The organism is Actinoplanes sp. NPDC051859, assembly GCF_044452725.1.
Classification (GTDB): Bacteria; Actinomycetota; Actinomycetes; order Mycobacteriales; family Micromonosporaceae; genus Actinoplanes.
On sequence record NZ_JBITBX010000001.1, the window covers coordinates 524,942 to 542,819 of the forward strand.

The window sequence follows — 17,878 nt, forward strand, 5'->3', positions numbered from 1 at the left end:
TCGACCCGGGGCGCGGACCCCGAGGGGAGAGCCGTGTTTCTGCTGCTGTCGACGTCCGACACCGACCTGCTCAGCGCCCGGGCCAGTGGCCGCGAGTGGCGCCTGGGCAATCCCGCCCGGACCGCTGTCGCCGATCTGCCCACGCTCACCGAGGGCGCCGAGCTGATCGTCGTGCGGATCCTCGGCGGCCGCCGCGCCTGGGAGGAAGGGCTCGACGCCCTGCTGGCCGGGCCGGTGCCGGTGGTAGTACTCGGCGGCGAGCAGGCCCCCGACGCCGACCTGATGAAGCTCTCCACGGTGCCCGCCGGAGTCGCCGCCGAAGCACACGGCTACCTGGCCTACGGCGGTGCGGACAATCTGGCCGCCCTGCACGACTTCCTCTCGGACACGATCCTGCTGACCGGCCACGGCTTCGCGGCACCCGTGCCCGCCCCCGACTGGGGTGTCCTGGCCCGCGAGGCCCGCGACAACGACGGCCCGACCGTGGCAGTGCTCTACTACCGGGCCCACCACATGGCCGGCAACACCGCGTTCGTCGAGGCGCTCTGCCAGGCGATCGAGGCGAAGGGTGCCCGGCCGCTGCCGATCTTCACCGCTTCTCTGCGTACGGCATCAGCAGAGCTCCTGGCCGAGTTGCGCAAGGCGGACGCGCTGGTCGTGACCGTGCTCGCCGCAGGCGGCACGAAGCCTGCCACGGTCTCGGCCGGCGGTGACGACGAGGCGTGGGACGTCGGGGTGCTCGCCGACCTCGACGTGCCGATCCTGCAGGGGCTCTGCCTGACCAGCAGCCGCGAGGCGTGGGAGGCCAGCGACGACGGCTTGTCCCCGCTGGACGCCGCCACCCAGGTCGCCATCCCCGAGTTCGACGGCCGGATCATCACCGTGCCGTTCAGCTTCAAGGAGATCGACCCGGACGGCCTCTCCGTCTACGTCCCGGATGTCGAGCGCGCCGCCCGGGTGGCCGGGATCGCCGTGGCCCACGCCCGGCTGCGGCACATTCCGCCGGCCGAGCGCCGGATCGTGGTCATGCTGTCGGCGTACCCGACGAAGCATTCCCGGATCGGTAACGCGGTCGGGCTGGACACGCCGGCTTCCACGGTGCGCCTGCTGGCCGCGCTGGGGGAGCGCGGTTACTGGATCGGTGGCTTCCCCGGTGTGGCCGAGCAGGACGGTGACGCGCTCATTCACGCGCTGATCGCCGCCGGTGGGCAGGACCCGGACTGGCTGACCGAGGAACAGCTGGAGAGCAACACGGTCCGGATCAGCGGCGCCGCGTACGCATCCTGGTTCGCCACCCTCGACCCCGACCTGCGCGAATCGATGGAGCGGCACTGGGGTCCGCCGCCCGGCGAACTCTATGTGGACAACGGCGACATCGTGCTCGCGGCCCTGCGCGACGAGAACACCGTGGTCATGGTGCAGCCGCCGCGCGGCTTCGGCGCGAACCCGGTGGCGATCTACCACGACCCGGACCTGCCGCCGAGCCACCACTACCTGGCCGCCTACCGGTGGCTGGCCGACGAGTTCGGCGCGCACGCCGTCGTGCACGTGGGCAAGCACGGCAACCTGGAATGGCTGCCCGGCAAGAACGTCGGCATGTCCGCGGCCGACGGCACCGACGCTGCGCTGGGCGACCTGCCGCTGATCTACCCGTTCCTGGTCAACGACCCGGGCGAGGGCACCCAGGCGAAGCGCCGCGCGCACGCCACCCTGGTCGACCACCTGATCCCGCCGATGGCCCGCGCCGAGTCGTACGGCGACATCGCCCGGCTCGAGCAGCTGCTGGACGAGCACGCGAACATCGCCACCCTCGACCCGGCGAAGCTACCGGCGATCCGCGCCCAGATCTGGACCCTGATCCAGGCCGCGAAGATGGACCACGACCTGGGCCTGGACAACCGGCCCGGCGACGAGGAGTTCGACGACTTCCTGCTGCACGTCGACGGCTGGCTGTGCGAGGTCAAGGACGTCCAGATCCGCGACGGCCTGCACATCCTCGGCGCCGCCCCGACCGGCGAGGCCCGGATCAACCTGGTGCTCGCCATGCTGCGCGCCCGGCAGATGTGGGCCGGCCAGGTCGCCGCGCTGCCCGGCCTGCGCGAGGCCCTCGGCCTGGCCGAGGATGCCTCCACCGCCGAGACCGACAAGGTCGAGGAACAGGCCCGCGCGCTGGTCACCGCCATGGAAGAAGCCGGCTGGCCCGCCGAGGTCCCGGCCATCACCGACGACCCTTCGGTACGCGCGGTGCTCGCGTTCGCCGCCACCGAGGTCGTGCCCCGGCTCGCGAAGACCACCGACGAGCTGACCAACGTGCTGCACGCCCTCGACGGTGGCTACGTCCCGGCCGGACCCAGCGGCTCGCCGCTGCGCGGCCTGATCAACGTGCTGCCGACCGGCCGCAACTTCTACTCCGTCGACCCCAAGGCCATCCCGAGCATGCTCGCCTGGGAGACCGGCCAGGCCATGGCGGAATCGCTGCTCAAGCGCTACCGCGAGGACTACGGCGACTGGCCCCGCTCGGTCGGCCTGTCCGCGTGGGGCACCAGCGCCATGCGGACCGCGGGCGACGACATCGCGGAGATCTTCGCGCTGCTCGGCGTACGCCCGCTGTGGGATCCGGCCTCGCGCCGGGTCACCGGCATCGAGCCGATCGGCCTCGACGAGCTGGGCCGCCCGCGGATCGACGTGACCGTACGCATCTCTGGCTTCTTCCGCGACGCCTTCCCGCACGTGGTCGCGCTGATGGATGACGCGTTCACGCTGGTCGCCGGCCTGGACGAGAGCCACGAGCAGAACTTCGTCCGGGCCCACGCGCAGGCCGACACCGACGCGGGCAAGAACTGGCGCCAGGCCACCACCCGCATCTTCGGCTCTCGGCCCGGCGCGTACGGCGCGGGCATCCTCCCGCTGATCGACAGCCGCAACTGGCGCGGCGACGCCGACCTCGCCGAGGTGTACGCCGTCTGGGGCGGCTTCGCCTACGGCCGCGGCCTGGACGGGGTGGCGGCACGCGGGGACATGGAAGACGCGTACAAGCGGATTTCCGTGGCGGCGAAGAACATCGACACCCGCGAGCACGACATCGCCGACTCCGACGACTACTTCCAGTACCACGGCGGCATGATCGCCACGGTGCGGGCGTTGACCGGCAAGGCGCCCGCGGCGTACATCGGCGACTCCACCAACCCGGACGCCGCACGGACCCGCAGCCTGACCGAGGAGACCGCGCGGATCTTCCGGGCCCGCGTGGTCAACCCGCGCTGGATCGCGGCCATGCGCCGCCACGGCTACAAGGGCGCCTTCGAGCTGGCCGCGACCGTGGACTACCTGTTCGGCTACGACGCCACCGCGGGCGTGGTCGCCGACTGGATGTACGAGCAGCTCGCCTCGACCTACGTGCTCGACCCGGAGAACCAGAAGTTCATGACCCAGTCCAACCCGTGGGCGCTGCACGGCATCACGGAGCGGCTGCTCGAAGCCGCCGACCGCAAGCTGTGGGCTGCCCCTGAGCCCGACACCTTGGCCGCCCTGCGACAGGTCTACCTGGAGACCGAGGGCGACCTGGAGGACTCCTAGACCCGGCGCTGGTTTCCCGGACCCGGCGCCGGTATCTAGACCCGCGGCTTTTCTAGACCCGCGGCTTTTAGACCCTCGGCTTTTCTAGACCCGGCGGCGCAGCAGGTAGGTGTCCATGATCCAGCCGTGTCTGTCGCGGGCTTCCGCGCGGACTCGGCGGATCTCGTCGGCGACCTCGGCAAGTGGACCCGAGATCAGCAGTTCGTCGGGCGTACCCAAATAGGCACCCCAGAAGATCTCGACGTCCTTGTCGGCCACCGCGCCGAACGTCTGCCCGGCGTCGAGCATCACGATCACATCGTCGACGCCGTCCGGCCACTGCTCGGCCAGGCGGCGGCCGGTGGTCACCTGGAACGGGCGGCCCACCCGGTTGACACCGATCCGGTGTCGGGCCGCCAGCGTCGAAACGCTGCTGATTCCCGGAATGACCTCGTAGTCGAACTCGGTGCCGCGGGCCAGGATCTCGTCGAGGATCGCGATGGTCGAGTCGTAGAGCGACGGGTCGCCCCACACCAGGAACGCGCCGACCTCGCCGTCGAGCAGGTGCTCTCGGATCAGCGCCTCGGTCACCTCGGAACGCCGGTGCCGCCAGTCAGCGATCGTGCCCTCGTAGTCGGCGGGGGTGCGGTCCCGGTCGGGGTCGCGGCCCTCGGCGATGCGCCGGCCCGGTTTTCCGTACGCCTTCAGCATGCTCCGCCGCAGCTCGATCATGCTCTCCTTGGCCTCACCCTTGTCCAGGAGGAAGAAGACGTCGGTCCGCCCGATCGCCTTGGCCGCCTGCAGGGTGAGTTGGTCGGGGTCGCCGGCCCCGATCCCGATGACATAGATCTTCCGCACGGCTTGCAGTCTGCCGCACCCACCCCGGTCCGGGCTTGCCAGGTCCACCGCGGTCACCCGCGCAGGCGCCTGCCCACATTGTCGGCCCGCGCGGGCGGCTTGGCGTGTTGTCGGCTCGCATGGGTGGCTTGGCGTGTTGTCGGCTCCGCGTGGGCGGCTTGGCGTGTTGTCGGCTCCGCGTGGGCGGTTTGGCGCATGGTTGGCTCGCGTGGGTGGCTTGGCGTGTTGTCGGCTCCGCGTGGGCGGCTTGGCGCGTGGGGTGGCCCGTCCAGGTGCGCGGCGCCGAGGCGGGGTCAGTCGGGCAGTAGCGGCACAGACTGGTGCAGTTCGCGGCCCAGGGAGGCCGCGCGGGTTACCGAGGCGGAGCCGAACCGGTCCCGGACCGCGTCGAGTGCGCCGTCCAGGCTGTCGTCGTGCGGGTCCTCGAACGGCAGCTCGAGCTGCACGGCCCCGTCGCCGTCCAGGTTGCCCACCGACACGCCGACCAGGGTGAGGCCACGTTCTTCGATCAACGGCCGTGCCGCCAGCAGCAGGGCGCGGGCGGTCTCCAGGATTGTCCGGGTCCGCATCGTGGCCTTGAGCAGGCTGCGCGAGCGAGTCGCCCGGCTGAAATCGCCGAACCGCAACCGCAGCGTCACCGTACGCCCGGCCCGTCCGGCCGACCGCATCCGCCGGGTGACCCGGTCCACCAGCGCGGCCAGCGTCGCATCCACCTCGGTGAACGGCCGTGGCCGCCGGCCCAGCGCGCACTGCGACCCGATCGATCCGCGGCGCTGCCCGACCCGGACCCGCCGCGGATCCCGGTTGTGCGCGAGCGCGTGCAGGTGCCGGCCCGCGTGCCCGCCGAGGATGGCGACCAGGGCGGCCTCACCGATCCGGGCCACGTGTCCGACCGTCCGGATCTGGCGATCTCGGAGTTTGCCCGCGGTCACCGGCCCGACGCCCCACAGCCGCTCGACCGGCAGCGGATGCAGGAAAGCCAGCTCTCCGCCGGGCGGCACCACCAGCAGCCCGTCCGGCTTGCCGACCCCGCTTGCCACCTTCGCCAGGAACTTGGTCCGCGCCACCCCCACGGTGATCGGCAGCCCGACTTGCTCCCGGACCCGCTCCCGCAACGCCGCAGCGATCTCGGTGGGCGTGCCCCGAATGCGGTGCAGGCCGCCGACCTCGAGGAACGCCTCATCGATGGACAGCGGTTCGACGATCGGCGTGGTGTCCCGGAAAACCTCGAAGACGGCCTTGCTCGCCGCCGAATACGCCGACATTCGCGGCGGGACCACGACCGCCTGCGGGCACAGCGCCCGCGCCTGGGCGAGGCCCATCGGTGTGCGGACCCCGAAAGCCTTCGCCTCGTAGCTTGCGGCCAGCACCACCCCGCCCCCGACCAGCACCGGCCGCCCCCGCAACCCGGGATCGTCGCGCTGCTCGACCGACGCGTAGAACGAGTCCAGGTCCGCATGCAGGATGGTCGCCAGGTCAGCCACGCGGCCATCTTAGAACACTTGTTCGATTTTCGCCGCGTGAGTGTCAACGAGGTCCGCAACGTTGCGAGCACCGACCGATCACGTCAGGCGGGGGAAAGCTGGTTGCGGGGAGCCGACCTGCGGTTCGGCCCCGAGCTGCGCCGACAACCGGGCAGCACCGTCAGGAACGAACGGCGACAGTTGGTGGGCGAGCGAGCGACAGGCCTGGACCAGAACAGCAAGGACCGTGTCGAGCCGTGCACCGGCCGCGTCGTCGCCAGCCCGTTCACGTGCGGCCAGTTCCCAGGGCCGTTCGGTCTCGACGAGGCGGTTGGCCGCCGCAACGACGGTCCAGATCGCGTCGGTGGCGGCCCGAAAGTCAAAGACCGCCAGCGCCCCGTCGACCGTGGTCTCGAGCGCTCCGCACGTATCGGTCAGCTCTACTGCGGCGGCGACCGCCCACGCCGGTTCCGGGTCCTTCCCGGCAGGTTGCGAACCGGCCGGTCCGGAGGCCGTCCAGGCAGGTTCCGGGGCCGTGCCGCAGCGGTACTTGTGCACCAGGGACAGGGTGCGATTGACGAGGTTGCCCAGACCGTTGGCGAGATCCTGGTGGTAACGGGTCAGGAGCCGTTGCTCGGTGAAATCGGTGTCGCCGACCCGGGCGACCTCGCGGAGCAGCCACCAGCGCAGCGCATCCACGCCGTACCGATCGACCAGGTCGTAGGGGTCGATCGTGTTGCCCGCGCTCTTGGCGAGCTTGGTGCCGGCCACGGTGAGGTAGTCGTGGACGAAGATGGCGCTCGGCAGTGGTTGGCCGGTGGAGAGCAGCAGTGCCAGCCAGTACACGGCGTGGAACCGCACGATGCCCTTGCCGATGACGTGCACCCGTTCCGTCGCGTCGACCCACCACCGCTGGTACGCCGAGCCCGCACCGCCGTAGCCCAGGGCGGTGATGTAGTTGGCGAGGGCGTCCCACCACACGTAGACGACCTGGTCGGGGTCGTCGGGCACCGGGATGCCCCACCCCGCGGCTCGTACGGCCGGCCGCGAGACGCTGATGTCGGTGAGCCCGGCGCGGACGAAGGCCAGCACCTCGTTGCGTTTGGCCGTCGGCTCGATGCGTACGCGGCCCGACTCCAGCACGGCCAGTATCTCGTCGGCGTAGCGCGACAGTCGGAAGAACCAGTTGGACTCGGTCACCGCATCCGGGGCGGTGCCGTGCTCCGGGCATGTCCCGTCGCGCAGATCCGTGGCGGCCAAGAACTGCTCGCAGCCCTGGCAGTACAAGCCGTCGTAGTTGCGTCGATAGAAGTCGCCGCGGGCGGCGGTTCGACGCCAGAGCTGTTCGACGCCGGGGGCGTGGCGCTCGTCGCTGCTGGTCCGGATGAAGTCGTCGAACGACAGGGCCAGCGCGTCGGCCAGCTCGGCGAACCGGTCCGCGTTCGCCGTCACGAAGGTGGACACGGCAGCCCCCGCTGCGGCCGCAGCCGTCACGTTCTTCAGCGCGTTCTCGTCGGTGCCGGTCAGGAAGCGGACCGGCTGGCCGCGTAGGCGTCGGTGTCGGGCGAGGACGTCGGCCTGAACCAGCTCCAGCGCATGCCCCAGATGGGGAGCGGCGTTGACGTAGGGGATTGCCGTGGTGACATAGAAAGCCTGGCTCACGATGGTCTCCGGTCTGCTCCGCGGATGCCGGGGCAGACCGAGTTCCGCCAGCCCCTGCACGCGGGGCTGGTAGTGGTGGCGAGTTAACGCACGCCGACGGGCCCCGGGTTGGGGCGCATCATGCGACGGGCGTTCTGCGGCATGCGCACCATGGTGGCAGACCGCGACGCGCGGCGCCGCCAGATAATCGGTGGCTACCCGCCCCAGGCCTGGCGGAGCAGCTCGGCGAGACCTTGCGGATACAGCGGGGCGTCGGTGCCGAAGCTGTCCAGGGCTCGCCACAGGACCGTGGCGGCGGGGTCGTCCAGGACCGGACCGACGGTGTCCTGGGCATAGCGTGTCGGGTCGGCGAGCCGGCAGTCGAAGACGAACACCACCTCGTGCCCGGGCCGGCCGAAAGCGTGGAAGATGTTCTCCAGAACTCCGAGCAGCCGGACGTCGAGCAGTTCGGCGGCGAGCTCCTCGCGCAGCTCCCGCCGGACCGCTGCTTCGGCGGTCTCGCCGAACTCGATGCCGCCGCCCAGCGGACGGTAGAAGGTTTCCACCTTGGTCGCGTCGTGGTATTCGAAGACGAGCAGGTCGGTGCCGCGACGCGGTACGGCGAGGGCGATCGGGCGAATGGTGGGCATCCGGCGACGTTAGCCGAGTGGCGACCCGGCCGCGATGCTCCGCAGCGCGCGGATGTACCGGTCGGTGAGGTAGCGCTGGGTCAGGCGGCTGACCGGGCCGCCCGCGCGGGCGAGCAGCGTTGCGGGGCGGCTGAAGGCGCGGATGCGGCAGCGCACCTCGCCGGGGTCGGTCAGTTCGAGCAGGAAGAGTTCCTCGCCGCGTTCCGGGTGGCCGGGCAGCGTGCCGTACGCAAAGCCTCGGCGGTTGGCTTCCGCCACTGTGTAGACGACGCGGCAGGGAACCCTGAGCCGGATCGGTCCTAACCCGAAGCGCAGGAGCACCTCGGTGCCGGTGTCGGCCGGGGGCGTCGCATCGTCGATGCGCAGCCCGGCGCCGCGGTGCATGCGCCAGCTGAACAGGCCGTCGACTGCCGCGTCGAAGGCGCCGCGGCCGGCGCCGATCGGGACGTCGCGGTGGGCGTGGTCGTAGCCGGGTGGCAGTGCGTCGTCGCGGGTGGCACCCACCTCGCGGTAGGTCAGGTCGGCGTGCGGTGGCACGTCAGTGGCCGAAGGTGAAGTAGTTGAGGTTGAGGAACTCGGTGTCGGCGGGGCCGGTGAAAGTCAGGAAGACCGTGTGCAGGCCGGTCACCGGGGCGGTGATCGTGGTCTGGCTCTGCCAGGTCTGCCAGCCGCCGGTGTTGCTGATCCGCAGGCTGCCGACCGGGGTGGCGGAGGGGCTGTCGATGCGGATGTCGAGCTGGCCGATCACGCCGTCGCCGACTTCCGAGGCCACCCGGGCGGTGAACCGGGTCGCCGGCGCGGTGCCGAAGTTGACCTGGTCGTATTGCAGCCAGTCGCCGTTGCTGACCCAGCCGACGTTGCGGCCGCCGCCCTCGTCTTGCGTGTCCTGCGTGTCGGTCCCCTGTTGGTTGGTGCTGCCTTCCGCCTGGATGGGGGCGTACGCGTCCACGCCGCCCACCGGCGCGGGGGGAGCGGATGGCGGTGCTTCGCTGGGCGGCGTCGTTGCCGGGGACGGCGCGGACGAGGTGACGGCCACACCTGCCGCCGCGGCGGGAGTCGGCACGGCCGGTGAGTCCTGCCAGCGGCCGATCGCGTAGCCGATCAGGAGCAGGGACAGGCCGGCCGCGGCGAGCGCGGCCCGGTTGCGGGTGGTCCGCGAGCGGGAGTGGTAGATCCCGGGCGGAGCGGCGGGCATAGTCATCGGTTCGAGAGGATAACCCAGCCCAACGGTGGTGTGGCTAGCCCTCAGTGTTGGGCTTCGGCTTCGGCTTCGGCGAGGAAGTGTTCGATCCAGCCGATGCGCTGGGCGCTGAGCCGGGCGTCGCGGGCCTGGTGCAGGGCCTCGCGGACGTGGGCGAGGCCCTGGTCGCGGAGGCCGTCGGCGAGCTCGGCCAGTCCCAGCGCCACCGTGCTGCCGGGGATCCACCGTGGGTCGCCGAGTTCCTGGCGCAGCTCGTGGGAGATTCTGAGGTGGTGCAGGGCCAGGTCGGATTCGAGGTCGCCGCTGGCGTGGAAGAAGCCGATGTGCCGGTGCACCTCGGAGCGCAGCAGCAGGTCGCCGTGCTGCTCGGCCAGTGCCAGAGCTTCGGTGAAGCAGGCCATCGCCGCGTCCCAGTCGCCGTGCAGCACCTGGTGGACCAGGCCCAGGCCGAAGAGGGATTCCGCGGTGCCGGCCGGATCGCCGAGCTCTCGGCGGATGGTTAACGCCTGCTGGAACAGCTGCTCCTCGGCGCCGCTGTCCGCCTTGACGGGGTCGTCCTCGAGCGCCCGGAAGTGGGCGAGCATGCCGAGCCGGTCCAGTGCGGCCGCTTCCAGTGCCCGGTCGCCGGCGGCTCGGGCGGTGTCGAGCAGGCCGCGGAAGGTCGCCTCGGCCGCGGCGTAGTCGCCGGTCCGGAAGGCGGCCTCGTAGAGGGCCTCGTTGCCGACTGTCAGTGTGTCCCCCGTAGTGCCCATATGTGCAGGTTACTGCCCGGAGGGTGCCGTGAAGGCGGCCTCGCTCACGTCCGCGACGATCTCCGTGTGGTCGGTGCCGTACGCGCCCGGTTCGCGCACCCGCAGGACGAGGCAGAAGGGCTGCTCCGCGCCGTATTGCCGGGTCAGGTCCCGGTGGTGGTTGGCGAGGTAGCGGGCGGTGGCGAGGTTGCCGCCCGCGGTCAGCCCGCCGAGGTACAGCACCGGACGGCCGCCGGCGGGTCCGGTGAAGCGGGCCAGGATCGCGTAGCCGGTCTCCGGCGTGTGGACGTAGGTGGTGTCGGCCACGGTGAAGGACAGCTCGCCGCCGTGCGTGGGCCACTCGTACACCGCGTACGAAATGCCGTGCAGGACCGCGCGCAGGTGGGTGACCGACCGGGGGTTGGCGCCGGGGCCGCCGACGCAGAATTCGGTGACCCGGCCGAGCTCGTGGATCGGTTCGGCGCCGCCGACCAGATCGGCGCGGGCTCCGCACCCGCGGACGATCGTCGCCAGCTCGACCAGGGCGGCGACGTCCCGGCGGTGAATGCTGTGCTCGCGGGGTGACGAGGCGTGCCGGGAGGCGACCAGGAGCGCGCTGCCACCGGCGGTCAGGCCGAAGAAGGCGCGCTCGGTCGCCAGCCGCCGGCGGCGGATCGCGAACTGGGCCAGCCACACCGCGACACCGGCGATGATGCTGGCGAGGAGATTGATCATCAGGTCGCCCACGTAGTCATGGTGACCGATGGTCGCCGGTCAGCTGGCGGTCGCCCCGGCGCCTTCGGTGAGCAGCCGGCCGGCTTCGGCGGCGGGCACCGGGCGGGAGAAGTAGAAGCCCTGCGCGAACGTGCAGCCCATGGCACGCAGGGCGGCGAGCTGACCGTACTCTTCGATGCCTTCGGCGACCGTGGACATGCCGAGGCTCTGGCCGAGCTGGACGATCGTCTCGGCCAGGGCGGCGTCGTCGGTCTGCTCGCCCAGCCGTTCCACGAACGACCGGTCGATCTTCAGTGTGTCGACCGGGAACCGCCGCAGATAGGCCAGCGACGAGTAGCCGGTGCCGAAGTCGTCGATCGCCAGCGTGACGCCGAGCGCCTTGAGCCGGACCAGCTGGGCCAGGTTCTCCTCGGTGTCGGTCATCAGGACGCTCTCGGTCATTTCGAGGCACAGGCGATCGGCGGGCATGCCCGTCTCGGTCAGCACCTCGCGCACCATGGCGGACAGGTCGCTGTGGTCGAATTGGCGGACCGAGACGTTGACGGCCATCATCACCGGCGGGTGGCCGGTCTGCCGGGACCAGTCCATCGCCTGCTGGCAGGCCTGGGTGAGCACCCACCGGCCGAGCGGCACGATCAGCCCGGTGGTCTCGGCCAGCGGGATGAAGTCCATCGGGGAGATCATGCCGCGAACCGGGTGCTGCCAGCGGACCAGCGCCTCGAAGCCGGCGACGTGGCTGTCAGCCATGTCGATCGTCGGCTGGTAGTGCACGACCAGTTCGTCGCGGGACAGCGCGAGGCGCAGGTCGGTCTCCAACTCCAGCCGCTCGACCAGGCCCGCCAGCATGGCCGGGTCGTACGCCGCGAAGCCACTGCCGCCGTTGTGTTTCGCGCGGTACATGGCGAGATCGGCGTTGCGCATCAGCTGCTCCGCCGCGTCCTGGCCGGCGATTCCCAGTGCGGAGTACGCCGACAACCCGACGCTGCCCCGGACGTGCAGCTCCCGCTCGTCGACCCGGACCGGCTCGTGCAGGCCGTCGACGATCCGCTGGGCGACCCGCTCGGCGTCGCCGGAGCCGACCGGCGAGCAGATCAGCACCGCAAACTCGTCGCCGCCGAACCGGGCCACCACATCGCCCTCGCGGACCTGGTCACGCAGCCGGTCGGCGACCTGGACCAGCAGCCGGTCACCGGCGAGGTGGCCGAGGCTGTCGTTGACTTCCTTGAACCCGTCCAGGTCCAGGAAGAGCACGCTGACGTCGCCGCCCGCGGGCCGCTGCTGCAGCGCCTCGGCGACCCGCTCACGGAACAGAGCGCGGTTGGCGAGCTGCGTGAGCGAGTCGTGGTACGCCTCGTGCACCAGCTGCGCCTGCAACGCCCTGCGCTCGCTGATGTCCCGGGTGTTCAGCACCAGGCCGGCCACGCTCGGGTCGGCCAGCATGTTGGTGATGGTCACCTCGGCCTGACGCAGCCGCTGGTCCCGGTGGCGCAGCCCCATTTCCACGACGGTGATCGCGTACGGCTTGCCCTCCACCTCCCGGATCGCGGCCTGCAGCGACTCGGCTGCCTCGGGTTCGAGGATCGTGCCGAGCCGCTGGCCGATGAACCACTCCGCCGGGATGCCGAAGATGCGCTGCACGGATTCGCTCTGGTACATCACCTCGGTGTCGGCGCGGATCACGGTCACCACGTCGGAGCTGTGTTGCACGAGGGCGTGGAAGTGCTGTTCGCGGTTGTACAGCTCGGCGGTGCGGGCGGCGACGCGGGCTTCGAGGTTTCGGGTGAGGCCGCGGTTCTCCAGCAGGGTGAGTGCCTGGCGGGCGATCATCAGCACGATCAGGGCGGAGCGGCTGTAGACCACGTACGAGCCGTTCTGCCCGGTCTGCGCGAACCAGACCACGCTGGTGAGCAGGGCGGCGACCACCGCCACGTAGGGCAGCAGCACACCCAGCGGCTGCCCGGTCGAGGCCTGCTCCTCGGCGACGCGTCGCCCGCGGGTGGCCGGCCGGGCCGCGGCGAGCAGGATGAGGGCGAAGCCTGCGAACCAGCCGATGTCGGTGGCGTCGCCGGGGTCGTAGGCGCCGATGAGGTTCTGGTACGCGTATTCGATGTCGGAGACCGCGAAGGCCACGATGCCGGCGCCGACGAGGACCAGTTCGGCGAGCGTGTGTCCGGTGCGGCGGCGCAGCGCGAGCAGGTAGATGACGACCGTGATGACGACGACGTCGCCGAGCGGGTAGGCGAGGCTGATGGCGAGGCCGAGGGGGCTGTCGCCGCCGGCCTGCAGGATCGGGTGGATCAGGAAGATCCAGGCGATCAGCATCAGCGAGACGGCGACCATGAGCCCGTCGAGCACGTTGCGCGCCCGGTTGGCGATCGTCTGTGCGGCGACGGGGAAGACGAACAGGCCGGCGGTGGCGAATACCAGCATGCCGAGGTAGCCGACGTCGGCCACGGAGGGCAGCGGGACCGTGCCGGTGAGCAGGTCCAGCCGTACCGCGCAGCCTTGGCCGACCGCCCACGAGAGCACACCGAGCCCGACCAGGCCCCACGCTCCGCGCATCCGCCCGCGGAGGGTGGCTGCGCGGATGAGGCAGGTGACCGCGGCGCAGAACGCGGCGGCGAGCAGCCCGAAGTTGGAGATGGCTTTGGCGACGGCCGGGCCGCCGACGCCCGCGCTGAGCGCGACTCCGAAGCTGGCGGTGAGCACCGCGACCACCACGCACAGCCGGGCCCACCGGCGCACGGCACCCGGTGATCGCCGGAGCGTCACCGGCGGGTCCGGGGTGGTTGCCATACCTGCCGAGATCGGGTTGCGCGGCCCGGAACTTGAGGGGTTCCACCCTCAGGTTTCCGCACCCACCTTCGGCGCCAGCAGCACCAGTCCCAGCACGCCGAGGACGACCACCACGCTGACCGGATAGGCGAACGGGTCGAAATAGGTGCGCTCGCTGGCGAAGCCTTCCGCGGCGGCGGTGTCGATCGGGCCGGTGACCGCCGCGATTCCCGTGGCGAGCATGGCCCAGATCCCGGCCGCGAGGGCCAGCGCGACCGGTCCGCTCACCGCCGTGAGGATCAGGGTCTGCAGCGTACGCCCGACGCTGAGCCCGATGATCCCGGCGAGGGCGACCAGCAGGGCCGACTGCGCGACCATGTAGGCGGCGTTGTTGAGGTGCAGGAGTTGCAGGAGCTCATAGGTGTCGCTGGCGATCGCGGTGTATCGGGTGGCGACCAGCCGGAACACCAACGCGACCGTCCCCGTGCAGGTCACCGCGGCGGCCAGCGCCCAGCCGAGCTTGGTGAGCACCCAGCGGCGTCGGGAGACGGACTGGGTCAGCACGAAGGCGGTGGTGCCGCTCTCCCGCTCGCGGGCGAACAGGGCGACGCCCAGGATCAGAGCGATCAGCGGCGGCACGAACGCCGCGGTGAGCTCCATGCCGAGCACGGCATCGAGCGCCGCGCCCTGCGGGTAGCAGTAGTTCGGGTCGACGCAGTCCGGCAGGCCGGCCGCGTCGAGTTGCCGCCGGACCACCCCGGCCGCGTGGACCAGGTATGCCGTGGCGGCGGCGGCCAGGGTCGCGGCCACGATCAGGTACGGCCGGAGCAGTCGGAGCGCGAGCCACGTCATGCGGCGGACACCTCCTCGGTCGGCTGCGACGCGTCGGCGCGCAGGTAGCCCAGCAACAGTTCTTCCAAGGTCGGTGGGTCACCGGCGCCGCGGACGAGGGCGGTGATTTCGCGCCCGGTGCGCTGCCTGTCGATGACGTCCAGGCCGGCGAGGTCGCTGTCGGTGCCGACCACGATGTGGTGTGCGGCCAGCGCCTGCTCGACCCCGGTCGACAGCCGGACCCGGCCGGCGCCGAGCACGACGACGTGATCGCAGACGTCCTGGATGTCAGCGACGACGTGCGACGACATCAGCACGGTGAGGCCGCGCTCGGCGACGCCAGCCATCAGCGCGCCCACCACCTCGGTCCGGGCGACCGGGTCGAGGGCGGCCAGCGGCTCGTCCAGCACGAGGAGGTCCGGGGCCTTGCCGAGGGCCAGGGCGAGGGCGAGTCGGGTGCGCTGGCCGGCGCTGAGCGTGCGGACTCGCGCGGTGTCGGGCAGGTCGGCGGCGGCGGTGAGCTTTCGGGCGTACGCATGGTCCCAGTGGGGGTTGAGCCGGCCGCCCAGCCGCAGCGTCTCCGCGACCGTGAGCATCGGGTAGAGCGGTGCTTGCTGGTCGACGTAACCGATGCGGGGCAGGGCGGCGGCGCTGAACGGCTGCCCGAAGACCTCGATCCGACCTCGGTGCGGGCGTAGTAGTCCCACGAGGGCGCGGAGCAGTGTCGTTTTGCCGGCACCGTTACGCCCGAGCAGGGCGACGACGGCACCTTGCGGAACTGTGAGCGTGCAGTCGTGCAGGACTTGGATGGCACCGAAGCCGTGGCTGATCTCCAGCGCGCGCAGGGCGGCCGGTGGTTCCTCAGGCATGGGGGTCCTCCTGGGCGGTGACGTCGGCGACGAGTGCGTGGATGTCGGTGGCGTCGAGGCCAGCAGTGCGGGCTCGCTGGACCCACTGCGTGAGTTCCTGGCGCAGCTCGGTGACGTCCACCTGCGGTTGGGGGAGCGCATCGCGGACGAAGGTGCCGGAGCCTTGCCGCGGCTCCACCAGCCCGGCGACCTCCAGGTCCCGGTACGCCCGCAACACCGTGTTGGGGTTGATGCCGTTGCGCTCGGACACCTCGCGGGCAGTCGGCAGCCGATCGCCCGGCACCAGCCGTCCGGTGCGGATGGCCTGCCTTACCTGCTGGACGAGCTGCGCGTAGACGGCGGTGCCGGAGCGCCGGTCGATCCGGAAAGCGATCATTTCCGCCATTCCACTAGTTCATTAGTGGAATGAGTATCGGAGCGGTGCTGGCGAGTGTCAACCCCGGCTCAAGCGGGCCGGGCGAAACGCTCAAGATCTTCCGGCGGTCGTCGATGTGCAGGCTTGCCCACGAGAAAGGCAGGTGTCGGCGATGACCACTCCGGCGAACAACGCCCGGACGGCGACCGTCCTCGATGCCGCCGCCGTGGGCGCCGAACTCGACGACCTCGTCAGCAGCGCCGGCGTCGACATCGAGGTAGCGCTGCCCCGAGCCGCCGAGCTCGAACGCGTTGCCGACGAGCTCGGCGAGCTGGAACTGCGTTGGCGCTGCACGTTGCTGCGGGTCGACCTCATCGAACGCCAAGGCGACCCCGCCGCGGCCATGAAGCTCGCCTTCCAAGCGCAGGAGTGGGCCGCCGCCGCCGGCTGCCGCCGGGTGCTGTCCCGCGCCCACGAACTGATCGGTCGCACCTACCGCACCATGGGTGACCTGGTCGCCAACCTCGAGCAGCTGGTCCAGTCGGTCGACGCCCTCGACGACACCACCCCGCCGCCCGCCCGGGTCGCTTGCCTGATCAAGCTCGCCGACGCGTACGCCGAGACCGGCTCGCTGCCCGCCGCGCGGGACCGTTACGAAGAGGCCTACCGGATGGCCGCCGGCTTCGGCGACCTGCGCCGGCAGGCGATGGTGCTCAACAACTGGGCCTACCACGAGTACGAGGACGGCGACGACGTGCGCCCGGCCCGCCAGGTGGTCGACCGGCTGCTGGCGCTGAGCGAGGACAGCGGCTGGGAACTCGACTACTGCGACCTCGACACCATCGCCCGCGTCGAACTACGCCTGGAGAATTACGCCGACGCCGAACTGGCCTCCCGGGCCGCGCTGGCCGCCTACCGTACGGGCGACGACTCCGAATGCGACGCCGAGGCCGAACTGCTGCTCACTCTCGCCACCGTGCAACGGCACCGCGGCGACCTCGTCGCGGCTCAGGTCTCGCTGGACGCCAGCAACGAGCTGTGCGACGCCATCCACTTCGGCCGGCTCGCCGTGCAGCTCCAGCTCGAACAGGCCCAGCTGTTCGCGGCGGCGGGTGAGTTCGAGCAGGCGTACCACGCCATGTGCGAGCACCGGATCGCCGAACGCGCCCTGAGCAACGCGGACCGTGAGGCGCAGGCCCGCAACCGGCAGGCACTCTTCGAGGTCAACGAGGCCCGCCGGCAGGCCGAAGCCTTCCGGGACCAGGCCCGCCGCGACGCCCTCACCGGCCTGAGCAACCGCAGGTACGTGGACGAGACCCTGCCTGCCCTCCTGACCGACGGGTCGACGGCTGTCACCGCGGCCCTGCTGGACCTGGATTTCTTCAAGCGCATCAACGACACGCTGTCCCACGAGGCCGGCGACCGGGTGCTCGCCGAGTGCGCCCGACTGCTCGGGCAGGTCGACGTCGGCGAACGCGGGATCGCCGCCCGGCTGGGCGGTGAGGAATTCCTGCTCGTCATCACCGGGGTGTCCCCGTCGACGGCGGTGTTCCGGCTGGAGGACCTGCGGCGGACCATCGCCGACCACGACTGGACGCCGATCACCGGCGACCTGCCGGTCACCATCAGCATCGGCGTCACCGCCGCCGACCCGGACAGCACCCAGACGACGGTGCTCGCGCGCGCCGACGAGCAGCTCTACGAGGCCAAGCGCGCCGGCCGTAACCGGGTCTGCCTGGACCCCCGGAGCGACCTGACCAGCCGGCGGCGGTTCCGCAGCGGCGTACGTTAAGGCATCGTCCAGCCGTAGAGGCGTTCGACGGTGAGGCGTAGGACAAGGCGGCCGTCAGCCACCATGGCTCGGCGGTAATCGTCCCAGTCCGGGTGTTCCTGCCGGGCCACGAGGCGGTAAACCTCGACCAGTTCCTCCACCGTGGTGTCGTGCTCGTCGGCTGCTGGCGCGGAGAGCGACGCGGTGACGTCGGCAGCCACGTAACCGCCGTTCGGCGGGCCGACCCGCAAGGTGGCACGGGGATCGCGGCGCAGGTTGTGCACCTTGGCGAGGGACGCCCGGGTAGACACCCGCAGCACCCGGGTCGGCGAGTCGGCCGTGTAGTTGACGTCGGAGAGCTGCGGCCGCCCATCCTTGCGGATCGTGGCGAGGGTGCACAGGTCGGCCGCGGCGACGGCGGCCCACAGGGCTTCGTCAGACAT

General features: G+C 71.2%; 15 protein-coding genes. 2 read left to right on the top strand and 13 right to left on the bottom strand.

Features of this window, described 5'->3' with window-relative positions; all coding sequences use genetic code 11:
* Nucleotides 1-33: 33 nt before the first annotated feature.
* Nucleotides 34-3,576, top strand: a complete 3,543-nt coding sequence (gene cobN, locus ACIA1L_RS02475; RefSeq protein ID WP_396070625.1) for a cobaltochelatase subunit CobN — start codon at nucleotides 34-36, stop codon at nucleotides 3,574-3,576.
* Nucleotides 3,577-3,660: 84 nt separating this feature from the next.
* On the opposite strand, the gene cobF is transcribed toward cobN, so the two are convergent.
* The 12 genes from cobF to ACIA1L_RS02535 all read right to left on the bottom strand — a co-directional run bounded on the left by cobF (nucleotide 3,661) and on the right by ACIA1L_RS02535 (nucleotide 15,685).
* Nucleotides 3,661-4,413, bottom strand: a complete 753-nt coding sequence (gene cobF, locus ACIA1L_RS02480; protein WP_396070627.1) for a precorrin-6A synthase (deacetylating) — start codon at nucleotides 4,411-4,413, stop codon at nucleotides 3,661-3,663.
* Between the two features lie 293 nt (nucleotides 4,414-4,706).
* Nucleotides 4,707-5,897, bottom strand: a complete 1,191-nt coding sequence (gene dinB, locus ACIA1L_RS02485) for a DNA polymerase IV (protein WP_396070629.1) — start codon at nucleotides 5,895-5,897, stop codon at nucleotides 4,707-4,709.
* 78 nt (nucleotides 5,898-5,975) lie between these two features.
* Nucleotides 5,976-7,538, bottom strand: a complete 1,563-nt coding sequence (metG, locus tag ACIA1L_RS02490; protein WP_396070631.1) for a methionine--tRNA ligase — start codon at nucleotides 7,536-7,538, stop codon at nucleotides 5,976-5,978.
* A gap of 194 nt (nucleotides 7,539-7,732) precedes the next feature.
* Entirely contained in the window at nucleotides 7,733-8,167 is a 435-nt protein-coding gene (locus tag ACIA1L_RS02495; protein ID WP_396070633.1) for an NUDIX hydrolase, read from the bottom strand.
* 9 nt (nucleotides 8,168-8,176) lie between these two features.
* Nucleotides 8,177-8,704 carry a DUF1990 family protein gene (locus ACIA1L_RS02500; protein WP_396070635.1) on the bottom strand — a complete coding sequence of 176 codons (528 nt, stop codon included), beginning with the start codon at nucleotides 8,702-8,704 and terminating at the stop codon, nucleotides 8,177-8,179.
* Nucleotide 8,705: 1 nt separating this feature from the next.
* The gene (locus ACIA1L_RS02505) at nucleotides 8,706-9,368 is read right to left on the bottom strand and encodes a carbohydrate-binding protein (RefSeq protein ID WP_396070637.1); all 663 of its coding nucleotides are present in this window, start codon (nucleotides 9,366-9,368) and stop codon (nucleotides 8,706-8,708) included.
* A gap of 44 nt (nucleotides 9,369-9,412) precedes the next feature.
* The gene (locus tag ACIA1L_RS02510; RefSeq protein ID WP_396070639.1) at nucleotides 9,413-10,120 is read right to left on the bottom strand and encodes a tetratricopeptide repeat protein; all 708 of its coding nucleotides are present in this window, start codon (nucleotides 10,118-10,120) and stop codon (nucleotides 9,413-9,415) included.
* A 9-nt stretch (nucleotides 10,121-10,129) separates the two neighbouring features.
* Nucleotides 10,130-10,846: a hypothetical protein gene (locus tag ACIA1L_RS02515; RefSeq protein WP_396070641.1), complete on the bottom strand. Its 717-nt coding sequence runs from the start codon at nucleotides 10,844-10,846 to the stop codon at nucleotides 10,130-10,132.
* A gap of 27 nt (nucleotides 10,847-10,873) precedes the next feature.
* The gene (locus tag ACIA1L_RS02520) at nucleotides 10,874-13,630 is read right to left on the bottom strand and encodes a putative bifunctional diguanylate cyclase/phosphodiesterase (protein WP_396070643.1); all 2,757 of its coding nucleotides are present in this window, start codon (nucleotides 13,628-13,630) and stop codon (nucleotides 10,874-10,876) included.
* A 48-nt stretch (nucleotides 13,631-13,678) separates the two neighbouring features.
* A complete protein-coding gene (locus ACIA1L_RS02525; RefSeq protein WP_396070645.1) occupies nucleotides 13,679-14,461 on the bottom strand; it encodes an ABC transporter permease subunit in 783 nt (260 codons plus the stop codon).
* A complete protein-coding gene (locus ACIA1L_RS02530) occupies nucleotides 14,458-15,309 on the bottom strand; it encodes an ABC transporter ATP-binding protein (protein ID WP_396070647.1) in 852 nt (283 codons plus the stop codon). The genes ACIA1L_RS02525 and ACIA1L_RS02530 overlap by 4 nt, the downstream gene beginning before the upstream one ends.
* Nucleotides 15,302-15,685, bottom strand: coding sequence for a GntR family transcriptional regulator (locus ACIA1L_RS02535; protein ID WP_396070649.1), 384 nt, complete (start codon nucleotides 15,683-15,685; stop codon nucleotides 15,302-15,304). The genes ACIA1L_RS02530 and ACIA1L_RS02535 overlap by 8 nt, the downstream gene beginning before the upstream one ends.
* A gap of 151 nt (nucleotides 15,686-15,836) precedes the next feature.
* Between ACIA1L_RS02535 and ACIA1L_RS02540 the strand changes: the two genes are divergently transcribed.
* Entirely contained in the window at nucleotides 15,837-17,456 is a 1,620-nt protein-coding gene (locus ACIA1L_RS02540) for a GGDEF domain-containing protein (RefSeq protein WP_396070650.1), read from the top strand.
* Here ACIA1L_RS02540 and ACIA1L_RS02545 read toward each other — a convergent pair.
* Nucleotides 17,453-17,878 (bottom strand): PPOX class F420-dependent oxidoreductase, encoded by a 426-nt coding sequence (locus tag ACIA1L_RS02545; protein WP_396070652.1) that lies wholly within the window; start codon nucleotides 17,876-17,878, stop codon nucleotides 17,453-17,455. The genes ACIA1L_RS02540 and ACIA1L_RS02545 overlap by 4 nt on opposite strands.

Bases quoted from the DNA above. Each gene is read 5' to 3' on its own strand.
- ACIA1L_RS02535 (WP_396070649.1), bottom strand. From the start codon at position 15,685: ATGATCGCTTTCCGGATCGACCGGCGCTCCGGCACCGCCGTCTACGCG.
- ACIA1L_RS02540 (WP_396070650.1), top strand. From the start codon at position 15,837: ATGACCACTCCGGCGAACAACGCCCGGACGGCGACCGTCCTCGATGCC.
- ACIA1L_RS02525 (WP_396070645.1), bottom strand. From the start codon at position 14,461: ATGACGTGGCTCGCGCTCCGACTGCTCCGGCCGTACCTGATCGTGGCC.
- ACIA1L_RS02530 (WP_396070647.1), bottom strand. From the start codon at position 15,309: ATGCCTGAGGAACCACCGGCCGCCCTGCGCGCGCTGGAGATCAGCCAC.
- ACIA1L_RS02545 (WP_396070652.1), bottom strand. From the start codon at position 17,878: ATGTCTGACGAAGCCCTGTGGGCCGCCGTCGCCGCGGCCGACCTGTGC.
- ACIA1L_RS02520 (WP_396070643.1), bottom strand. From the start codon at position 13,630: ATGGCAACCACCCCGGACCCGCCGGTGACGCTCCGGCGATCACCGGGT.
- ACIA1L_RS02495 (WP_396070633.1), bottom strand. From the start codon at position 8,167: ATGCCCACCATTCGCCCGATCGCCCTCGCCGTACCGCGTCGCGGCACC.
- ACIA1L_RS02510 (WP_396070639.1), bottom strand. From the start codon at position 10,120: ATGGGCACTACGGGGGACACACTGACAGTCGGCAACGAGGCCCTCTAC.
- ACIA1L_RS02505 (WP_396070637.1), bottom strand. From the start codon at position 9,368: ATGACTATGCCCGCCGCTCCGCCCGGGATCTACCACTCCCGCTCGCGG.